This is a genomic window from Fulvivirga sp., assembly GCF_040218215.1.
Lineage (GTDB): Bacteria > Bacteroidota > Bacteroidia > Cytophagales > Cyclobacteriaceae > Fulvivirga.
This window is the reverse complement of record NZ_JAVJQL010000013.1, coordinates 157,698-178,619: the sequence shown is the minus strand read 5'-3', so window position 1 is coordinate 178,619 and position 20,922 is coordinate 157,698. Positions and strand designations below refer to the sequence as shown.

Annotated in this window: 19 protein-coding genes; 11 read left to right on the top strand and 8 right to left on the bottom strand. The window is 38.7% G+C overall.

The features are described 5' to 3' along the window. Positions 1 to 141: 141 nt before the first annotated feature. Both RIB54_RS07910 and RIB54_RS07905 read left to right on the top strand, forming a co-directional pair. Positions 142 to 618: a (2Fe-2S)-binding protein gene (locus RIB54_RS07910; RefSeq protein WP_350100338.1), complete on the top strand. Its 477-nt coding sequence runs from the start codon at positions 142 to 144 to the stop codon at positions 616 to 618. Positions 619 to 623: 5 nt separating this feature from the next. Continuing rightward, positions 624 to 2,783, top strand: a complete 2,160-nt coding sequence (locus tag RIB54_RS07905; RefSeq protein WP_350100336.1) for a xanthine dehydrogenase family protein molybdopterin-binding subunit — start codon at positions 624 to 626, stop codon at positions 2,781 to 2,783. Between the two features lie 47 nt (positions 2,784 to 2,830). Here the strand turns inward: RIB54_RS07905 and RIB54_RS07900 are convergent, their stop codons facing one another. Next, positions 2,831 to 3,241: a hypothetical protein gene (locus RIB54_RS07900; protein ID WP_350100334.1), complete on the bottom strand. Its 411-nt coding sequence runs from the start codon at positions 3,239 to 3,241 to the stop codon at positions 2,831 to 2,833. 95 nt (positions 3,242 to 3,336) lie between these two features. Here RIB54_RS07900 and RIB54_RS07895 point away from each other — a divergent pair, with 95 nt between their 5' ends. From RIB54_RS07895 to RIB54_RS07860, 8 genes are all read left to right on the top strand, one after another. Further along, positions 3,337 to 4,467, top strand: a complete 1,131-nt coding sequence (locus RIB54_RS07895; protein ID WP_350100332.1) for a tyrosine-type recombinase/integrase — start codon at positions 3,337 to 3,339, stop codon at positions 4,465 to 4,467. Between the two features lie 65 nt (positions 4,468 to 4,532). Continuing rightward, positions 4,533 to 5,042: a hypothetical protein gene (locus RIB54_RS07890; RefSeq protein ID WP_350100330.1), complete on the top strand. Its 510-nt coding sequence runs from the start codon at positions 4,533 to 4,535 to the stop codon at positions 5,040 to 5,042. Positions 5,043 to 5,275: 233 nt separating this feature from the next. After that, positions 5,276 to 6,283, top strand: a complete 1,008-nt coding sequence (locus tag RIB54_RS07885) for a hypothetical protein (RefSeq protein ID WP_350100328.1) — start codon at positions 5,276 to 5,278, stop codon at positions 6,281 to 6,283. Between the two features lie 152 nt (positions 6,284 to 6,435). Further along, positions 6,436 to 6,909 carry a hypothetical protein gene (locus RIB54_RS07880; protein WP_350100326.1) on the top strand — a complete coding sequence of 158 codons (474 nt, stop codon included), beginning with the start codon at positions 6,436 to 6,438 and terminating at the stop codon, positions 6,907 to 6,909. A 257-nt stretch (positions 6,910 to 7,166) separates the two neighbouring features. Then, on the top strand, positions 7,167 to 7,907 hold the full coding sequence (locus RIB54_RS07875) for a hypothetical protein (protein ID WP_350100324.1): 741 nt from the start codon (positions 7,167 to 7,169) through the stop codon (positions 7,905 to 7,907). A gap of 83 nt (positions 7,908 to 7,990) precedes the next feature. Further along, positions 7,991 to 8,485, top strand: a complete 495-nt coding sequence (locus RIB54_RS07870; protein WP_350100322.1) for a hypothetical protein — start codon at positions 7,991 to 7,993, stop codon at positions 8,483 to 8,485. Positions 8,486 to 8,743: 258 nt separating this feature from the next. After that, complete coding sequence (locus tag RIB54_RS07865; protein WP_350100320.1) at positions 8,744 to 9,424, top strand: hypothetical protein; 681 nt, start codon at positions 8,744 to 8,746, stop codon at positions 9,422 to 9,424. A gap of 453 nt (positions 9,425 to 9,877) precedes the next feature. Next, positions 9,878 to 12,472 (top strand): CHAT domain-containing protein, encoded by a 2,595-nt coding sequence (locus RIB54_RS07860; RefSeq protein WP_350100318.1) that lies wholly within the window; start codon positions 9,878 to 9,880, stop codon positions 12,470 to 12,472. Between the two features lie 35 nt (positions 12,473 to 12,507). Here the strand turns inward: RIB54_RS07860 and RIB54_RS07855 are convergent, their stop codons facing one another. From RIB54_RS07855 to RIB54_RS07835, 5 genes are all read right to left on the bottom strand, one after another. Then, a complete protein-coding gene (locus RIB54_RS07855; protein WP_350100316.1) occupies positions 12,508 to 13,176 on the bottom strand; it encodes an NAD-dependent epimerase/dehydratase family protein in 669 nt (222 codons plus the stop codon). A 52-nt stretch (positions 13,177 to 13,228) separates the two neighbouring features. Beyond that, entirely contained in the window at positions 13,229 to 13,756 is a 528-nt protein-coding gene (locus RIB54_RS07850) for a TetR/AcrR family transcriptional regulator (protein ID WP_350100314.1), read from the bottom strand. A 79-nt stretch (positions 13,757 to 13,835) separates the two neighbouring features. Beyond that, a complete protein-coding gene (locus tag RIB54_RS07845; RefSeq protein WP_350100312.1) occupies positions 13,836 to 15,119 on the bottom strand; it encodes an OmpA family protein in 1,284 nt (427 codons plus the stop codon). 13 nt (positions 15,120 to 15,132) lie between these two features. Continuing rightward, a complete protein-coding gene (locus RIB54_RS07840) occupies positions 15,133 to 16,347 on the bottom strand; it encodes an OmpA family protein (protein WP_350100310.1) in 1,215 nt (404 codons plus the stop codon). Between the two features lie 13 nt (positions 16,348 to 16,360). After that, the gene (locus tag RIB54_RS07835) at positions 16,361 to 17,596 is read right to left on the bottom strand and encodes an OmpA family protein (RefSeq protein WP_350100308.1); all 1,236 of its coding nucleotides are present in this window, start codon (positions 17,594 to 17,596) and stop codon (positions 16,361 to 16,363) included. Positions 17,597 to 17,857: 261 nt separating this feature from the next. Between RIB54_RS07835 and RIB54_RS07830 the strand changes: the two genes are divergently transcribed. Beyond that, positions 17,858 to 18,328, top strand: a complete 471-nt coding sequence (locus RIB54_RS07830; protein ID WP_350100306.1) for a hypothetical protein — start codon at positions 17,858 to 17,860, stop codon at positions 18,326 to 18,328. Here the strand turns inward: RIB54_RS07830 and RIB54_RS07825 are convergent, their stop codons facing one another. Together RIB54_RS07825 and RIB54_RS07820 are read right to left on the bottom strand one after the other, a co-directional pair. Continuing rightward, on the bottom strand, positions 18,329 to 18,529 hold the full coding sequence (locus RIB54_RS07825; protein WP_281350411.1) for a DUF3820 family protein: 201 nt from the start codon (positions 18,527 to 18,529) through the stop codon (positions 18,329 to 18,331). Between the two features lie 6 nt (positions 18,530 to 18,535). Continuing rightward, positions 18,536 to 20,824 (bottom strand): TonB-dependent receptor, encoded by a 2,289-nt coding sequence (locus RIB54_RS07820; RefSeq protein WP_350100304.1) that lies wholly within the window; start codon positions 20,822 to 20,824, stop codon positions 18,536 to 18,538. Positions 20,825 to 20,922 lie beyond the last annotated feature (98 nt).

The window sequence follows — 20,922 nt, the reverse complement described above, 5'->3', positions numbered from 1 at the left end:
TTAGATTGCGGATCAAGTCCGCAATGACATAAAAATCGAATAGCTTGTCATTCCGGCCTTGAGCCTGCCTTTGTCGGCAGACAGGCCGGAATCATAGACTAATGGTATTTAATGCAAGACAACCAATAAGCAAACTACATTATGAAAATCTCATTCAACATAAATGGCAACACCCAGACAGTAGACACTGATGGTGATATGCCCTTACTTTGGGTCATCAGGGATATACTGGATTTGAAAGGCACCAAATTCGGTTGTGGTAAAGCCGCCTGTGGTGCCTGTACAATACAAGTTGATGGTGATGCCATCCGCTCCTGTTCGTATGCTGTTAAATATGCCGAAGGTAAAAATATTACAACTATCGAGGGATTGGGGAACAAGGAAAACCCTCACCCCGTACAGCAGGCCTGGATTGAAGAAATTGTGCCCCAATGTGGCTATTGCCAGCCTGGTTTTATGATGGCGACTGCGGCCTTGTTGGAAAAGACCCCTAATCCCTCTGACAAAGATATTGATGATAATATCATAAACATCTGCAGGTGCGGCACTTATTATAGGATGAGAAAAGCCATAAAGAAAGCCGCAGAAATCAAGTCTAACTCTATTATAAACTCCTAATTGCCATGGCCGAAAAGAAGAAACTATCAAGGAGGAAATTTATAGTCCGCACACTACTGGGAGGAACAGGCATACTTGTAGGTGCCGCCTATTTGGGCAGACATAGCCTAAGAAGGGCTTTGTACCAGGAGCTGAATACCGGAGAGTCGCCATACCTGGGAAGCACCAGCGACCCGATGATCTGGTTTGAAATTTCAACAGAAAACGTGGTCACCCTGTATAGCCCTAAAGTGGAAATGGGCCAGGGCACATTTACCAGTTTGGCACAGATAGCCGCTGATGAGCTAGACGTGGATATAGAGCAAATACGAGTGAAACATGCAGCATCAGTCTCTGGCAATTTGGATGAATTCTCTACCGGAGGCAGCACATCAGTCAATAGTCTATGGCAGCCACTTAGGGAACTGGCAGCCACTATGCGCGAGATGATCAAAAATGAAGCGGCCAGTAAAATGGGTATAAGCGCCAGTGAATTATCGACAAAAAGTGGTTCAGTTACTGGTGGTGGCAAGTCCATGACCTATGGCGAAGTGGTGACCGGTGTTGAAGTTTGGGAGATCCCAGATACACCCGCCTTGCGTGATATTAAGGATTACAAATATGTTGGCAAATATATCCCCCGTGTTGATTTGGAAGACAAGGTTTATGGGGAGCCGATTTTTGGGATGGACGCCCAAATGCCCGATATGTTATATGGTTCAGTCGTAAGACCTTCATTAATTGGCGCCAAATTTAATGGGGCTGACATCTCTAAAGCTGAAGGTATGCCTGGCGTTATTAAAGTTGTACTGGAGGATGACTTTGTAGGCGTTGTTGCTGATTCCTTCACAGCAGCAGAAAATGCAAAACTGGCCATTAAAGCTGAGTGGAAAACTGAGAAGAACTGGCAAACCAGTGATATTGAGGAGATGATAAAAGTGGGCAAAGGGGAAGCCGTAGTGATACAAACTGAAGGTGATGTTGATGATTATTTAGAAGATGAAAATGTTATATCTGCAGAATATTTTAGTCCACTAGGAGCACATGCGCAGATGGAGCCAAATGGTGCCGTGGCCTATGTTGAGAATGACAAAGCCACTATCATTATCTCCACCCAAGTGGTGAAAATAACAAGAGGTGAGGTAGCAGCTAGATTAGGACTAGATGATGAGCAGGTAAACATTATCCCTACATTTTTAGGTGGTGGATTTGGCAGAAGACTGCACACACCCAATGCCGTTCAGGCTGCTGTGCTTTCAAAGGCCGTTGGCAAACCAGTTAAATGCTTTTTCAACAGAAAAGAAGAGTTTCAGAACGATACTTTCAGGCCTCCTACCCACCATATCATGAAGGCGAAATTGAGCGATGATGGCATGATTACGGCCATTGAGCACAACCTATCCAGTGGTGATGTTATGTATGGCTCGGCCTTGCTTCCGGGGTTGGTGCAGAATGTAATCGGCTCTGATTTGGGTGCCTGGCGCGGTGGGATGATCCAATATGGTGCGATACCAAATTATAAGGCCATTTCATGGAGGGTTAAACTTCCGTTTGCCACAAGCTGGTGGCGCAGCCTGGGCTTACTGGCCAATACCTTTGCCATAGAAAGCTTTATGGATCAGCTGGCATTGACCGCTGGCAAAAATCCCGTGGATTTCCGTCTTGCCCATATCCAGGATGATGAGGCTGGTAAAAGGCTTAAGAAAGTTATTCAGGCTGCAGCCGAGAAAGGGAGTTATAGTGAAGAAGTTAAAAATGGCATAGCCAAAGGATTTGCCTGCTCAACAGATGCCAGCACACCGGTGGCGCACGTGGTGGAAGTGTCCATTGAAGGCAAAGAAATAAAGGTACATAAAGTTACTTGTGTGATAGACCCGGGGTTTGCGGTGAATCCTGATCAGGTGAAAGCCCAATGTGAGGGCTCCATTATTATGGGCATGAGTGCTGCCATGTTTGAAAGAATGTATGTTGAAGATGGAGCACTTAGGCCGACCATTTATGGCCCATATAAAATGGCCATGATGAAGCATGCTCCAAAGGAAATTGATGTAGAAATTATACAAAGTAGTGATGTACCCGGGCCTGTTGGTGAACCTCCACTCGGCCCAATTGGCGCAGCCATTGCCAATGCAGTTTTTAGATTAACGGGTCAAAGGCTTAGTGCCATGCCGCTGGAGTTGGCTTAAAAAGTCTGTAGTATAGATTGGGAAGGGATTCGTAGCGAAGGAACACTTTACCACATTTTAAGACTTAGCTTATCAAAATAATCCTGCTTTTGCACAATCAAAGCTTTGTCAACCACTTCCCCACTCGGTTTGGTCTCTTTCACCGGAGTGAAGGCATAGTCATAACAGATGTAATACACCTGGTTTGAACCAGACTTGTAGATAGATGAAAAATACCTATAGTCGTATTGCATGGTATCCAACACTTCTTTTCTGACCGTGGCTTTGCCTATTGGGCATAATGATTTTAGAATTCTTCTATTTTTACGAATCAGTCGGTTTACTTCCTGAATATATTTTTGATCATCTCTTTTGTTTTGATTGTTATATGTGCTTCTGCACTGATCATCACAGAATTTTTTATCTAACCTTCCGGTAAGCTTTTTACCACATTGTAGACAAACCACTTCTGTTTGCATATCCGTTTTTTAATCGTTTATATCCGACTATACCCGTTTATAAACTTACTAATAATTTTCAATTTACCGTTGTTTGACTATCAGAACAATCTGATATGGCTCAGCAATTAAAAAATATTACACTCAAACACTTATTAATCGATGGTAAAAAATGCATTGGTTTAAAATTCTATCCAGACAAAGTACTTCACGCTCTAATAAAACAGCTTCCTTCACCTAAATGGTCAGACACCTATTCTATGGTGTATTTACCCAACACATATGCTAACCTGGATGCTATAATGAAGACCTTTAAGGGTGTGGCGTGGCTGAATGGTCAGCATTTCTTTGGTAAAGTGCCAAGACCTCTAAATGAGAAGGCTCCTGAAATTGATCATTATAGAAAAAGAAAACTTACTAAAGGGTATATCCCATGCCCTGAAGACTATTTACAAAAACTTGAAGTAAGAAAATACTCATTAAATACAGCGAAGAGCTACATCGCTCATTTCGAAAAATTTGTCAATCACTATAAATCTATGCCCCTGATTGAAATCTCTGAAAATGAGATTAGAGATTATATATCTTCATTAGTAAAGAATGGACTTTCAGACTCTTATATCAATCAGGCCATTAATAGCATCAAGTTTTATTATGAGGTTGTACTTGGGATGCCAAATAGGTTTTACAGCGTAGAACGCCCAATAAAAAAGGAAAAGCTACCTGAAGTACTAGGTAAAAAGAGCGTACTTGAAATGATTGACAAAACAAGGAATTTGAAACACAGATGTATTATAAAATTGCTTTACTCTGCTGGCCTGCGAAGGGCTGAACTAATTAATCTTAAAATTGAGGATATAGACAGTGCCAGAATGCTTATTAAAGTAAAAGAGGGAAAAGGAAAAAAAGACAGACTAACATTGCTTGCAAACAATCTTTTGATTGACCTGAGAAAGTATTATAGAGCGTATCATCCAAAAGTGTACTTATTTGAGGGAGCTGGTGCTGAAAAATATAGCGCAACCAGTATAGCAAAAATTATAAGCCGGGCGGCACAAGCAGCAAATATTAAAAAACGAGTAACACCGCATATGCTACGTCATAGTTTTGCAACCCATTTACTAGAAGATGGAGTAGACTTAAGATATATACAGGCTCTTTTAGGGCATAACTCTTCGCGCACAACAGAAATTTATACTCATGTAGCAGTAAATAGTATAAAAAATATAAAAAATCTTATAGATTAGCCTAAAAATTACAGTGCGGATATGCACCATTGTTCATATCCGGTTGTTGTGGTGCATTAAAAAAAATGACGATTAAGAAGTATATATCGACAATATTGAACGGAATTTTCATTCTGACAATTCTACTTTTTGCCCTTGACGGACTAACCTCATTTGAAATTAAAAGCCAGGCGATAAAGTTATTTACATATTTCGGAATTATGGTTCTGACTCCACTGACATTGATTTGGAATCTGTGGACTTTTAAGACAGCAAAATGGAAAATAATCGGCTCAACAATTCCGACATTGACCTTAATTGGAATTTTAATAATTGGACCTTTTAAAATGGCGTTTAGTTCATCTGCTTGGAGAACTCAAAAAGTGATTTATCAAAACGGACATTTCAACTTTAAGAAAGTTGAATTCCAAATGCAAGATGTTGGAGCCTTAGGATACAATAAGAGAACTGTAGAAGTGATTTATTTGACTGACCTTTTTATGATAGTTAGTCCTGTAGAAAAGGACATTGATGACCGAGTTGAATGGGTGAAAGTCGACAAAGAAGTAAATGAACTCGGACTGAAATTTCCGTGAAGAAAAAATAAAAAACGCACCACAACAATGGGTATAAAACATAGGGCGGACAGTGGTTTCCGCAAGTTTCGGGCTCTTAGTAACCTTCGTCTCGGTGGACAAGTAAGTAGCTCCGAAATGCCCTACGTTTCATACCCGAGCCGTTGTAGGTAATTGTCCTCCTTAAATTTATGAGAATACTGACTGTTTTATTAGCCTCAATTCTATTTACTCCTTTTGTTCACGGACAAAAGTTGAAGGATATTGAAGCAATTAAACTGAACACCAAATTCATACTCGAACTAACCAAAGACGGTTCAAACAACTTCACTTACGAAATTGTATCAACTGAACCATTTGAAGATGAACTACAGATGGGTTCAGCTTTTAAACTTCTCGATGAGAACCTTACGAATAACAGAATCCAGGGAATATTAGCAATTGGAACATTTGGTTCCCGAAGGAGCATACTTCTGGTCATGAAAAATGGGCTTGAAAAACCATTGCAATACGAGTTGATGATCGACATGAAGGGTAGAGGCAAGTATAAGAAAACCTCAACTAACCCATTGACCCCTAGTATCCCTTCGACTGAAATATGGCCATATAATATCCACTCAATTAAGATAGTTGCGTTTAAGGAAATAGATCTTGAACCAATTACTATCCCTGAACCCGAAATTGATTCAACTTGCATCTTGAACCCAGAACTAACTGTTGAAAATGGTGAACTTCTTTTTAAGCAACACTTCAAAAAGGTGACTAGCGGGTTAACTGAAAAGTTGGGGTTTAACCTTGAATCCATGTTAACCTTTGAAGATTCAATTAAAGCTGAGGACGTTTCACTTGGACATTTTTATTCTCTTGGTGAAGGGATATATCCATTTTTCAACAACTATAAATTTGGAAATCCCCTTCAATACAGAAGGATTGAATGTCCATATTTTGACGGATATTCAAGTTACTTCTACACGAAGGATAAGAAACAGGTAAAAGTTGCCGGTTACAAATGGGGAGAGTTTAAGTTAAGTGATTGGTCAAGTGAACGGGTTGACAGAACCGAATTGAGAAACGCATTTGAACAAAAGTATAAATCAATTAAAGATTTGGTTTCAGAGATATTGGGAGAACCACTCCCTTTGGATAAAGAACCAGATTCTGGACGGATTGACACCAAATGGAAAAGTGATGATGGGATTAGCGCATATCTGTTCATGTTTGGCAGCTACAATGAAATTAGTTTGTTTGTTTATCGAGACTAATGAACTACCTACAACATTCGCTGATCAGTCATGGGGTTTCAGTGGTTTGGAAAAGCTTGGATATATTGGAAAGTTCAGTGCAATCCATAACTTTAGTAGATAAAAATCCCCACGCCTGATAGCGTGGCGTTGTGGCTCATTTGAATCAACCTATGCGAACAATAATCTACGATTCAACAGATAAACCAGAACAAATCATGAGCAAGTTGAAATGGACTACTGAACAAGTCAGTAACTCGTTTGGACTGTCATCAACATCTATTAGTTCTCATAAACTCTGGTTAGGCATTTTACATGAAAATCAGAATACCTTCAAATTAGCTGAACCTCGCAAAGTATTTGCGCTCAACCCATTTCGAGTTATTATTAAAGGCACAATACGTGACAACACTAAAGGTTCAGAACTGACAATTAATTTTAAGCCTGACTTTAAAACTGCTATGTTTTTAACCGTCCTATTTTTGGGTGTTATTGTCAGTTTCTTTGGACTTATTCAAGAATTTGGACTCGAAAGCATCTTGGGTATAATCTCATTCATTGTAATATTATCTCTTGCCTTTGCTCTTTACTCCTACAAGCTGAAAAAAAGTCAGGAGATGATTGAGCAAGCATTACATCTGGAATAACAAGCCACAACAAGTTGTAAGAGCGCATTTGGACTTCACCACGTGAAGTCCTTAAATGCTTTGGTGCGGTTAGCCCGCACGTTTTGGCTTAGCATTTCACATCCACTTTCATCTCTTAACTTGTGGACGACCAACAGAAACGCAGTGTCTTAAGCTGCGTTTTGTGGAACTAGGTTCTAAACCCAAATCGTGCTAGTTTTATGCTCTGAAATCAAGTAAACAAACGCACCTTACAGGGGCGTTGTGGGGCATTTTTTATGACAAGTTCAGACAAACTAAAACAGATCGCTGAGTTACTCGGAAAGAAAGTAAAGAAGTCCAATGTTGTTGGTTCAGGTTTGACTTTTGACCTGAAAGATTACAAGGGATTTAAGATTAAGTTTTACAGCTACCCTCTGACTATTAAAATTGACATTAAGGTCGACAGTTTCATCGCAGTGTCATTTAATCAACCTGATTCCATCTGCTTGATTAATCAGCCGGTATCGATTGAATATCCAACCAGAATTTTCGTAAGTTCCTCGGACAAAAAGAAGAACGTAATTGAATTTGCGGACAAAATACGAGCGCTAATTAATGAAGTGAATCTGGAGCATTCCGAATCCATTGTTATTTATACAAACCAGCTTTCTGCGGACATAAATCTTGACAGGGACATTGTTTCAACAATCGACATACTAATAAAGATCATCGGGCACAATGAAAGTAAAAACAAGACAATCAAAAACGTCAATGACTTACCAGACAATTTAAGAGATCTCCACACACTCTTTGACAAATATGCTATATCGGACGACCAAGAAAGGGGTGAATTGATTGAATCGCTGACCAGTAGAGAAATTAAAAGTCTAATAGATAAGGTGGACAAAAGAACAGGTGAAATTAATGAGTTTCTCGATTCATTTGACGACAGACCGCTGACCGACAATGCCCAGTTGTTAATGTCCTTGACTGAATTAGTGATGGAGTTAAAAAACGCCCCACAACAAAGTGTATAAAACATGGCGCTGATAAGGAGGAATTATTTTTTATTTTTGCTCAGCGCCACGTTTCATACACAAACGTTGGCAAACATACCTTCATGAAGAATCTGATAATTGTAGTTTTTCTGTTTTCCATTTTTGCATGTAATAGCACAAAGCCTAATGAGAATTCGACAGATATTTCAAAGGACTCGATTGCGATTTCTGTAATTAATCAGGAAAAAGAGTCTGTTCAAATATTTGATACCCTTTCAAGCTTCAGAATCATTTCTTCTAGACAAATTTCTAACTACCCATCATCTGACCCTGATACAGCTAAATGCTCAAACTGGATTTTATCTAAAGAGAGTATAAAGCAAATAATCCAGTCATCTCGATTAATAAATGGACATGAATGGCATTACATATTCTCTCATCTGCCTTGTGCAGCAAAAGGGCAGTTAAAACAGAACGAATTGACTTATGATTTTTCAATTAATAGTGGTTCATGGATGACAATTGGAAATTCGGACACCACCATTATGTTAGGCTATTTTGACTCTGAACTTGCTGGACTTTTTTTAGATGACCACTGGACAGAGGACGAAGAATAAACATTTGCCAACATTTTGTAAGAGCGCATTTGGTCTTCACCGTGCGAAGTCCTTAAATGCTTTGGTGCGGCTGCCCCGCACGTTTTGGGTTAGCTTTTCACATCCACTTTCATCTCTTAACTTGTGGACGACCAACTGGAACGTAGTGTCTTAAGCTGCTTGTATCTTGACTAGGTTCTAAACCCAAATCGTGCTAGTTTTATGCCTTGAACAAAGTAAACAAACGCGCCTTACAGGGGCGTTAATCTTTTATAACGAATGAAATTTATCAAAATTTTATTAATCGCACTGATTTGCATATCCACTAACTATAAAATTTATGCACAATCAGAACATACTCGTGAAACTTTAAAACCAATATTCAAGATTGGATATGTAAATTCTACACTTTATGGTACAGAGGTAGATTTAAGGATTGACGGAGGATCTGAATTGATAAATAGACATTCTTACCTTTTAGGTTTAGACTTACAAATAAATTTCCTTAAAATCCTTTATGTGAAACCTGGACTGAACCTAATAAATATTGGCGGGCACCTTGAAGGTGGTAGATGGGCTCATCGAGATCCGGTAAAACTAACCCGTTTGAGAATACCTCTATTATTCGGTTTATCCACTCCTGAATTTGAAGGATTCAGAGTTTCATTCGAAGCGGGGATTGGTTTGAATCTAGCACTTTCATCTGACATTGATTATTCGGACGATTTGGACCCATCTGGTGGGATGAGGTCGATTGAACAATCGCCTATCTCTAAACTTTATGGAATAAATTTTTCTAATTCAATAAACAAGCGCCTCGAAATCTCTTTTAACCTCACTTTTTTTAATGACACTGATTTTTTTCACAATCGAAAATATGTTGACGGTATTGATTTTAGTTATGAGTTATGGAGCAAAGGTTATCAAGTATCGTTTGGATTGACATATAAACCAGAATAACGCTAACACCATATGGTATTCATGCCTTTACTCAATCTTAACCAAGCCGGAGCGACTAGTCCATATTTCTTGTGTTTCGTGTTCTTCGCAAAGGTCTGTAGTTCTTCTCTGAAGTTATTATCTAGTGCGCAAATGTAGTTGCGCGGCTAGGATGTCGCCAAAGGCACTGCGACTTGGTTCAAAACACAAAAAATATTACTCTTCCTTGGCCTGTGGCACACAGGTCAACATAACAAATAGACAGGATTGTGAACCAGATATCTAAAAGAAATTGCAAACTGGCCACAGTAGTAAAAAAAAGAATATACCTTATATAATCAACCTTTTACAAAGCCCATCAAAGCTACTTTGTATATTTATTGTAAAGTATTATTCTAATTGCAACCATCTCACACACCACGATACAATTGGTCCCTGACAAAATGTAAAGGCATTTTAGTTGTCCTTTTAGTAGTGCTATTTTCACCAAGTTATGGGCAGGACTGGAAAACCCTGAACAGTCAAAGCATTGAGTATTACACTCAGGGTAAGTATGAAAAAGCGATTGAATTTGCGGATCAGGCGCTTGAGATAGCAATTGAAAAATATGGTGTTGTAAGCGAACAGTATCTCAATAGTTTATCTAATAAAGCCTATGCAGAATCTGGTTTAGGAGATTATCACAGAGCTACAGGGAATTTTAGAAAAGTTGTAAATCTTAGTTTTCAGCTTTACCCGGTTTCGCATGTGGCACAAGTTGAGTCTCTCTATGAACTTGCCAAAACGTATGTCACCCTATCCGTTTATGACAGCGGCACCTATTATATCAATCAGGGGCGCTATGTTTTTAATGCTATTTATAAAAACAACAAAGCTCATTATGATACAGCACTGTATGACATTGCCAATGCATATTTCAAACTTAACAGCCTGGATGCCAGTCTACACCACAGACTAGGTCAATATAATGAAGCCGTAAAAATGCTTGAGGCACAAGTGGTGTTTATAAAGGACTTTTATCCTGATAGCTATAGAACGCTTCGGGATTATCAGATTACCATTAATAATCTATGCAGCTATAGTCAGGCAGCAGGTGATATGGAAATGGCAAAAGATTATGCGCTTCATTATTACCAATTGATTAAAGATAATGACAAGATTCTTGATAGGATTAATGCACTTCAAAACCTGGGAAGCACTAACCGCAATATCGGGCAGTATGATTCGGCCATTTATTATTGGGGCAAAACATTGGTGACCCTTCATAATAGCGAGTATTTAAACGCGCCCATTCATAGCAGCACACTCAATAATATTGGTGAGCTCCACAACGATCTGGAAGAATATGATTCTGCTATTTTTTACCTTACAAATGCGGTCCAGATTCAAGAGAAAAAAGCGGCCATTGATCCTTATGTTTACCAAACCACAAGGTTTAATCTAGCCACTACTTACCATAATGCCGGCCACTACCCCGAAGCTGATAAAGAATATGCCTGGGTAATCGAAAACTTGCTGGAAGAAGTTACCCATAACTTTACTTATCTGAGTGATGACGAAAAATTGGCCTTTTATAAAAATCAACTATCAATAATAGAAGCCTACACCACTTTTGCACTCGATGTTTCCGGGGCTATTAACATTCAGGGCACTGAAGATCCTTATATCAATCCTGCCATTCCGGGCACCCTTTATGACCTGCAACTCACAACAAAAGCGCTGATATTAAACTCCAGCAGGAGAATGCGTGAGAATATTTTGAATAGTGGTGACACCACACTTATTAAAATCTATTCTCTCTGGCAGCAGCGAAAAGATCAGTTGGCCCAAGAAATAGTAAAAGGCAACAAGCCTGAACACGAGCTGGAAGCCTTGAGAACCAAGATTGAGGAAAATGAAAAATGGTTGGTGACCAACTCAAGAAGTTTTAGAACCGGGTTTGCAAAAGAAAAAGTAGCGTGGCAGGATATACAAAGACAATTGAAAAAAGATGAAGCGGCCATTGAAATAATCAGGTTGGCAGGTGGTTTAATTTATGGCGCGCTGATATTAACGCCAGAGACAAAAAGGAAGCCTGCCTTCTCGATTGTTATGAGCAGGCCTTCAAAATTTTTAGAGAAGGAATCGTTTAGTGGTTATAAAAATGCCATTCTTTTTCAGCAGCAGGACAACTTTTCTTACGCCAAATACTGGCAGCCGATCATAGACTCTGTTGCTGCTCACATGCCAGATAAAAAACAGCCGAGCAGAATATTCCTTTCGAATGATGGTATTTACAACCAACTGAACATCAATACCCTATTTGACACTGCAAGACAGGAATATGTGATAGACCAAACAGAAGTTGTAATAGTATCAAACACCAAAGAACTATTGAGAAAAACGAAAGAGACAAAAGATAAATCCTCTAAAAAAATAGTGCTATTTGGTGAACCACGCTTCTCAAGCTACCCTATTGAAAATGCCGAATATGCTGAGTTGCCGGGCACTGGCAAAGAGGTGAAGCTAATTGATGAAACTTTAAGATCTGCCAATTGGAAAACGGAGCTTTATAAGGAAGAAGAAGCGAATGAATTTACGCTTAAAGAACTTCAAAAAATGAATGTGTTGCATTTGGCCAGTCATGGCTTTTTTAAACCCTCATCTGGAGCAGTACCATTTTCAGTTACCGAAACATTACTACAGTCTGGTATAGCACTTGCAGGTGTAAATGACTCCACGCATGCAGTTGAAGACGGCATACTGACAGCTTATGAGGTTATGAACCTTCCGCTAGATTCAACCGAACTGGTGGTGCTTTCCGCTTGCGAAACGGGACAAGGAGTTAACAATTATGGTGAAGGAGTATATGGTTTACAAAGGGCCTTTCGGGTGGCCGGTGTTAACAACCTGATCATGAGCCTTTGGAAAGTTGATGACGAAGCCACTCAAAAACTGATGGTATCATTCTACAAAAACTGGATCAAACTGAAAGACATGCGCAAGGCATTTACTTTAGCCCAAAAAGAACTGCGAAAAGACTACCCCTCACCCTATTATTGGGGGGCATTTGTGCTAACAGGAATCTAGAAGCCCTGGATTCTCCTAAGAATATATCGGATTGCTTACAGTTTGGAGGCTATCAAAATATCCTTGGGCGACAGGATTTTTTTATTAAAACCAGCCTTGGTAACATTAATCATTGCCAAACCAAGTTGAGTAGTATTGACCACTGAGTTGGGTGCTATGAACTTAATAAACTTGATAAGCCACATTAAATAATCGTAAAAGAACTGATAGAGTTTAGTGCTGGACCTTATACCCCTTAAAGGAATAATGGTACCGGGTCTAAACATAAAAGCCTGCGAAAAAGCCATTTTGAGCAAATCGTTCTCTGTCCTCCCTTTAACCCTTGCCCACATCATCCTCCCTTTTTCAGAGCTGTCGGTGCCCTGTCCTGACACATAGGTTATTGTCATTTTAGGGTTCAAACCGTAAAGCGTTTTAGCAAGATTTATGGTAAACAAATAAGTAATCTCAGTATACCTTGTTTCATCCAGTCCGGCAGCACTGACACCCATGCATAAATAAGCAGCATCATACCCTTTCAATTCATCTACAATAGCAGTGTAATCAGAGAAGTCAGTATGAATAACTTCTACCAGCTTAGGGTGCTTCAAATCTATTATCCTCCTGTTAATAAGCAAGACCTGTTCTACTTCAGCATGATCCAGGCATTCAAGCAAAACTCCTTTCCCAACCATGCCAGTGGCTCCTGTGATTATGACTTTCATATGTTCAATATTGTAATTTGTAAGTACTCACTTACTAATTGGTTAATTTTTTTTATTCCTTATATTTCTCAATAAGAATGTTCACCGTTTCAACAATATCAAAGTTCTGAGACAAAAATAACTTTGTAACCAGACCGTCTATTAAAATTAATATTAGTTGTGCTTCCTTTTCCGGATGGGTATAACCCAACTTTTGAAAGGCAGTGGTAAGCGCCACTCTTATGGGTTCCATTTTTAAGTCGTCATAGGTTTCTGTTTCCCACTTCAATTTATACTGTAGCTTCCAAAAATGCGATTGCTCCGGATCAGTGGCAATAGCTTTAATGGCACTGAACATTTTGTTAATTACTTGCTGTGGATCCCGCTCTGATATTATATCTGCAAAAATATGGGTCAGTCTCTCCTCACCCTGATCCATCAGGGCTTTTAAGAGACCCTCCTTATTCCTAAAGTGCCGAAAAATCAAGCCTTCGGAGACACCCGCTTGAGCGGCAAGCTTGCTCGTTGAAGTAGCTTTAAAACCCTCCTGGGCAAATAGCTCTAAAGCTGTACTAAGAATATTTTCTTTCTTTGTGGTCATAAAGTGAGTAATTACTCATAAAGTAAAATCTTTTTCTCAACTCACAAAATCTTGAACCTCAATTTAGGCGAGTACTCATCTATTCAGCCAATATTTCTATTTCAACCCTTACATTTTGCTTGGCCTTGGTACTGTGTTTGTCATGAAGCATGCGCTTACCACCCCAGGCCCTAATTTCCATTCTTTCAGCACCAATGCCCTGATCAATCAGGTAGTCTCTTATGGTTTCAGCTCGTTGTTTTGACAGTGACTTAGCTGATCCAAAATCTTTAGGGTTATTGTCAGTCAAGGTAAAATAGTTGTTTCCATCTACTGAAATTATCTGACCGGGATGTTTACCATTAACGTGACCGTGAATTTTTATTCTCATGCCCTTATTCTCTTTAAGCATATTGAGCAGGCTATTTACTTCGTACCTAGATTCAGGTTGCATTACTGCCGCATCCTTAAAGTAAAAGACATTATACATAGTGATTATGTCGCCTTTTCTGTACCTAACAAGGTCAAATTTGATTACCGGCCCATTCTCAGATTCATCAATATCTGCGTTGGTTGCGCCTGTAAAAGGTTCATAATAATTAAACTCCTTTTGAAGCTTTCTAAAGCCAAACACATCAACTATCACGGTCAATTGGCCTGTTCTGTTGTCAGGGTCTTCAAGTTGAACATACTTTCCAGATTCCACCACATCAAGCAACTTTGATCTTTCCGTGTCAATTATTTGCACTTCCCCTGCAACAGGTTGGTTATTGGTTGTATTGATTAAATCAAAATATACTGCAAGCCTATCATCTACTTCTTCTTCGGCCTCTTCAGGTTGTGCTTCCTCTTGAGCAATAGATGTTTTCTCTTCTGATTTCTGTTCTTCCTTCTTTTCTTCAACCTTAGACTCACTCACAGGATCCACTTCATCATCGTCTGCTGTTTCTTCTTTATCCTTAAACCTCTCTGCATAGATATCTCCTAAAGAATTTACCACCTCCTTTTTCATAACAGCAGTAGTTTTTTCTGCCTTCTCTTTTTGCTCAGGAGTAAGCGCCAGTCTTGCCTGGCTGGTTTTAACATGTACCCATGTATCTCCAAAATTCTCCTTCTGGCGAATCTCATTCATTTTGGCAATAGCCTCCCTAAAGCTCTCGGTATGATCTATATAAACTAATATCAAAGACTTTGATTCGTTGATTCCGAACCTGGCATCATACCCCTGATCAGCAACATGCTTGGTAAATTTTAATGCCAAATCCACTTTATTGAGTGAATATGCACCTACAACAACAGCATAGCCTTTCGGGATATCATTGGTCTGAGCCGATGCAAAATGGAAGGCGATCAAAAAAATGACTGCCACTAATGCCTTTTTCATTGATTTTATATTTCTATTTCTCTAAGATTTCAATCTCAACACGAACATTCTTATCAGCGCTGGCACCATGCTTATCGTAAAGCATTTTTTTACCTCCCCATCCAACAATTTCCATTCTGTTTTCAGCAATTCCCTGATCCATCAACCAGTGTTGTATAGTATAGGCCCTATATTCAGAAAGTTTTTTGGCACTTGCTTTAGTCTCTAAATGCGATCCGTTCAAACTAAAAAAAGATTTATCATCCAAGTCCAAATGTTTGACCACACCATGGGAATTTCCATTGGTATGCCCATGAATTTTAATTCTTACATCTTCATCCTCACGCATCATTGCCAGAAGTTGGTTTAGTTCTAAAACAGATTCTTCTTTCATAATTGCAGCGTCTATGTAAAAATAAACATTCCACATGGTCATGAAATCACCTTTATTATATCTTTTCAAAGGGAAGTCTATAATTATGCTGTCACCAATTAGAGTAATGGCCTCATTGCCTTCTGCTAGTGGCTCATCTAAATCAATATTTACCTTTTCAATACGGTAGCCAAAGATATCTGTAGCAAACTGAACTCGATTAGTTCCATTATTAGGTGAGCTTAAAGTTACCAGCTGCAATGACTTTTCTGAACTCAAATCTTTATTTCTTTCTAAGTCAATAACATTCACATTGCCCCCTACCTCTGTAAGGTCAGTTACGTTATAAGTATTAAAATACAACCAGTATTTATCCTTAGGTTTAACCACTTTTGGCTCTTTCTCCTGCTCAATCTTTTTTTGGGCCTCTGCAGCCTCCTGCGCTTGCCTTTGCTCACGTTCCAATTCTGCCTCTTCAACATTTTCAACTAGTTCTTCCATTCCATTTGAACTATTAGAAGCGCTTCCTTTTAACTGGTCTGACGGAATATGAACACAATTAAAATTACCGTTGTAAAGCCATGCCTTTGAAAGATTATTAAACTGTCCTCTTAAATCAAGTACTCTTTGTCGCACCTCCTCCACATCATTTGACTCATAGGCATATACGTAAAACATGTTATTGAACAGATTTTTCTTCACCTTGGCATCAAGAGATTGAGACTTATAATAGTCAGAAAATCTATCCGCATTCCTTTCTAAGCTAAATACACCTATAACTGCATAGCTTTTAACTCCATCAAGAGCTTGAGCTTGTCCCGTATTGGTCAAACCAACAATGACAAGTGTTAATAATAATGATGATAATCTATTCATAGTACTGTAGTGTTTATTCTTCAACAATCTCTACCTCCACTCTAACATTCTTATAGGCTTGAGTATCATGTTTATCATAAATCATCTGCTTGCCACCCCAGCCTTTAATATCTATTCTATCTTCAGCAATACCTTGTTCTATTAACCAATGTTGAATAGTATAGGCTCTGAAAAGTGATAATTTCTTCGCACTGCCATTGTCTTCTTTATGATCAGCATTGAGAGAGAAAAAGTTCTTATCCTCAGGATCAAGATGGATAATCTTACCATGGGAATTTCCATTTGTATGACCGTGTAATTTAACCACAAGGCTCTCATTCTCTTTAAGCATATCCAGCAGGCTGTTCAGCTCGTATATTGATTCTGGTCTCATGATAGCAGCATCTTTAAAGAAATATACATTATACATAACCAGCACATCTCCTTTTTTAAACCGCTGTAGCTCAAAATCGACAATAATTGAATCTCCGATAGTATGAACAAAATTCTGTGTAGTGTCATTTACCGGGTTGTCAAGGTTGATGGTCTGCTGAACTTCCCTAAACCCAAAAATATCAGTTGCCAGCTTAATAACATTTCCCCCATTATTAGGATTCTTAACTTCAGTAACCTCATGAGATTTCGCTACTAACAATTGCTTGGCCCTAACTGGATCAATAACGTTCACCCTACCTTTAACCTCTTTCATGTTCTTAGCATTTATTGTATTCAAATAAACATGGTAGGTGTTTTCCTTCCTTTCCAGATTTTTAGGAGCTTCATGTTCGCCCTTTGTTTCAGATTCTTTTTCACTGTCAGCCGCTGCAATACCCGCATGCGTACTCTGATCTGTTTCGGTAATTACAAGTGTTTTATTGTCTCCCTCATTCTTAGCAACAACTGTAGATGTAGGTACTTTATTTAGTGAGCTCCGGCCAAGTTCGCCACGATAAACCCAGACATCATAAAACTCAGGAAAGTTCTCTTTAATTCGCTGTTTTTCAGCTAGAGGTTTATCTACCTGCTCATATACATAATACAAATCCTTGGTAGGATGAATTTGGTACTTAGCACTGATGTTCCTTTCCCTGGCATAGTCGATTAATTTAATAGCATTCTTTTCAATTGTAAATGCACCAATCACGACATAGCCTGGTGACTCCTTAGGTTCTTGCGCCTGACCACTGGCAGTAGTGTAGATGGTAAATGTAAATGCCAGTAAATAAAAAAATGTCAGTCGAGACCTCCTAATTGTATTTTGAGGTTTCATAATAAAATAAAAAATGGTCAATACAGTTTAAAAAATAGACTCGGTAATGTAATTATTTATAGGTATTGAAGCAAATGAATAATCCTAAGTTATTCAATTTCAGCTAATTATGAGATTATAATATAAATATAATATTTTTTAATATAATATTTTTAATTGATAAATTTCAACTTCCTCAATTTCACAAACTTATCTAAAGTTGATACCAACTTGTACTCATCAATGAAATGGTTAATTTTGAACAGTAAAAAATATCGTATCATGACCTACTTAAAAAACATATTGCCTTTTCTGCTTATAATCATGTTGATATCTGCTTGTGAAAATAAAACTACTGAACAGCAAGAAGAAGTGGTGACGGATGAAATTCCTGAAGAGGTAAAAATCGAGAAGGCCCTCTATGATGATGTTATGGATGTGCATGATGAAATGATGCCAAAAATGGAAAACATGATGAGCATGAAGGGTAAGTTGAAAGAAAAGGTTGATCTCCTTAAAGAGGAAGCTGCACAAAGTGAACTTGTAAATGAATTAGAAAATATTATTCAGTCACTTGAAATCGCAGACGAGGCCATGATGAACTGGATGCGGCAATTTGATCCGGAAACTGATAGCCTTAGCCATGAGGAGATAGTAGAATATTATACATTACAGAAACAGAAAATGGATAGTGTGAAAGTTATTATGGTGGAAGCTATTGAAAGTGCATCTGCCAAACTTGAGGAGCTTTAATTATCCTCCTTTCTGTGCAATCATTATTTCCATAAACTTACCGAGCTTGCCTGCGGGTAGTCCCTTTCTCTTAAACCAGATCAGGTACTCTACCGGCAAGTCCACAATTCTTCGTCCTTTGTATTTGCCAAAGGGCATTTTGTAATTAATCAGTTCCTGATATTCTTCGTAGACCTTTTTGGGGTCAAAGGCTTCTTCCAAACCGTATTATTTTAGTTCCCATTTGATTCCCAAATATAGCTCTCTTCCATGAATGGGGGCATAGGCATAAGAAGTATCAAACGAATTGCTAAAACCAGTATTGGCATTAGGGTCGTTATAGCCTACCAATGGTGAGACAGGCTGGCGATAATCAAACAGATTCTGAACACCCAAATACACATTTAACCCATTAGAAAAATCTTTTGAAACTTGAATATTATGGAAACTAAAGGGCTTTGAAATGGTAGGGCGAGCTGTTGTCATCGGGCTTCCATTCTCATCAAGGTCAAATACCTCTGGCAAGGCCATTGGCCCAGTTATTCTTGCCGTATAACCAATGGTCATTTTAGCCTTTTTAATTCTATAATTCACTGTTGCCACACCCGAATACTCCTGCGCGAACTCAATGTTTCTCACAACATTTTCACCATTGGCATCAGGTTCTGTTTCCGTGGCTCGCTGCCAATTAAGTCCAACGCTTAAACTCAACGGCCAATAAAACTCATGGTTAACATTAAAGCCCAACCCTTTGGTAAGTGCGTGCCCGGTAGTGTTGGCATAAACTATGACATTAGGATCATCATAATTGGGAATAATCTTATTCTCAAAATAGGTGTAATAGGCGTCTATATCAATCATTCCCTGGCTATTGCCGATAGTGTACAGGTGATTAATATTTAAAGCACCATTCAATGATGTTTCAGGTTTTAACGCTTCCGCAATGACAACTTCCCTTTGACCAGTAATAAAGGCATGATCTTCGGTAAACAGATTCACAACCCTAAACCCGGTTCCAAAATTGGTTCTTATAGTTGTGCTTGATGCGGGCTTGAATTTTAAATTTAATCGTGGTGAAAATATAAAACCATGCAGATCATAATGGTCTAACCGGGCTCCAGCCAAAGCAGTAAAAGCAGGACTAATTTCCCATTCATTCTGTGCAAATAACCCTGGTATGTATTGGTTGTCAGGTTTGTTGATTATGCCAGAGGCAACTGAATCTTGAGTAGCCACGGTATTATCATCGTACTGCTGTACGCGATTAGTCATGCCTATTAGCAAATTATGATGGCCGAGTTGCTTGTCCCAAACCAAATTAGCAAAAGCAATATTCTGATTGGCCTTGTAAAAATCAGCTCCATAATAGCTATTCTGATCATGGGTACTTAATGAATAGTCAATCTTGAAGTTTTCTGAAGTATTGAATTGATAAGTACCGAAAACCTCTGCCCTGTTGGTATAAATACTCTCACCATAAACCTCATCGCTACCTCTCAATTCCTTATAATTTCTATCCACTAAAAATTCCTCCACACCATTTCGTCTATCTTCATAGTAATACTTGGCCGCAATAGAAAATTTCTTCTTGCTGTTCCTTTTAAAATCCCACTTAGTAAAAAAAGAATACCGGTCCATATTGATATTATCTCCAAATCCATCTTCATTTTCATCATCAAAGTCATTGATATAGGCATAATTAAGGCCGATAAACCCACTCGCTTTCTTAGTTTTAATAGTACCTGCTATATTGCCAAAAGACTCCAAATGAGACGTTCCCATTACATCAATAGAAAACTTAGGTTGATTATCGGGATCTTTTGTAATAATGTTAATCACACCAGCCACAGCCTCTGAGCCATAGAGCGTTGAACTAGGTCCTTTAATTACCTCAAACCTCTCAATAAGCATTGACGGAATACCATTAAGCCCATACACTGAAGCCAAGTTTCCATAAATGGGTGTGCCATCCATAAGGATAGCCGTGTAAGGCCCCGGTAGTCCATTGATACTGATACTATTGGTAAAACAAACCCCACAAGCCACCACTTCCTGAATTCCATTGACCAGCTTCACACCTTCTATAATTGAGGATGCCGCTGCAGGTGTAAAGGTGTTCATATACTCAGAAGTAATAACATCCACTTTTATGGGCGATTTGGAAACATAGGTCGGCTGCATAGTTCCGGTGATAACTATCTCCTCCAAACCCAGGTTATCTACTTCCAGAAAAACATCAAGCACTTTGACTTCGCCATTTTTAAGGGTAACAGATTTCTGAATTGGTTTATAGCCCACCGCTCTAATCTCAACTTTATATTCGCCAGCAGTTAAATTTCTTAGTTGATAAAAACCATTGACATCTGCCGCTGTGCCTATTTCTGTATCCAGAATCTGAATGGTAGCCCCGGGCAAAATACTGTCCTCTCCTTTCAAAGTGCCTTGCAAGGTGCCCTGAGCCATGCTCTGAAGCACAAAACAGCTAACTAATACCACACAAATGATAATCTTCTTCACAATGTTTTCCCTAATATTTATACAAAGCTAATATTAAAAATGATACTTGTATAAATATATTTTTAGTCTAATCTAAAAATAATGAAGAATCCATAATA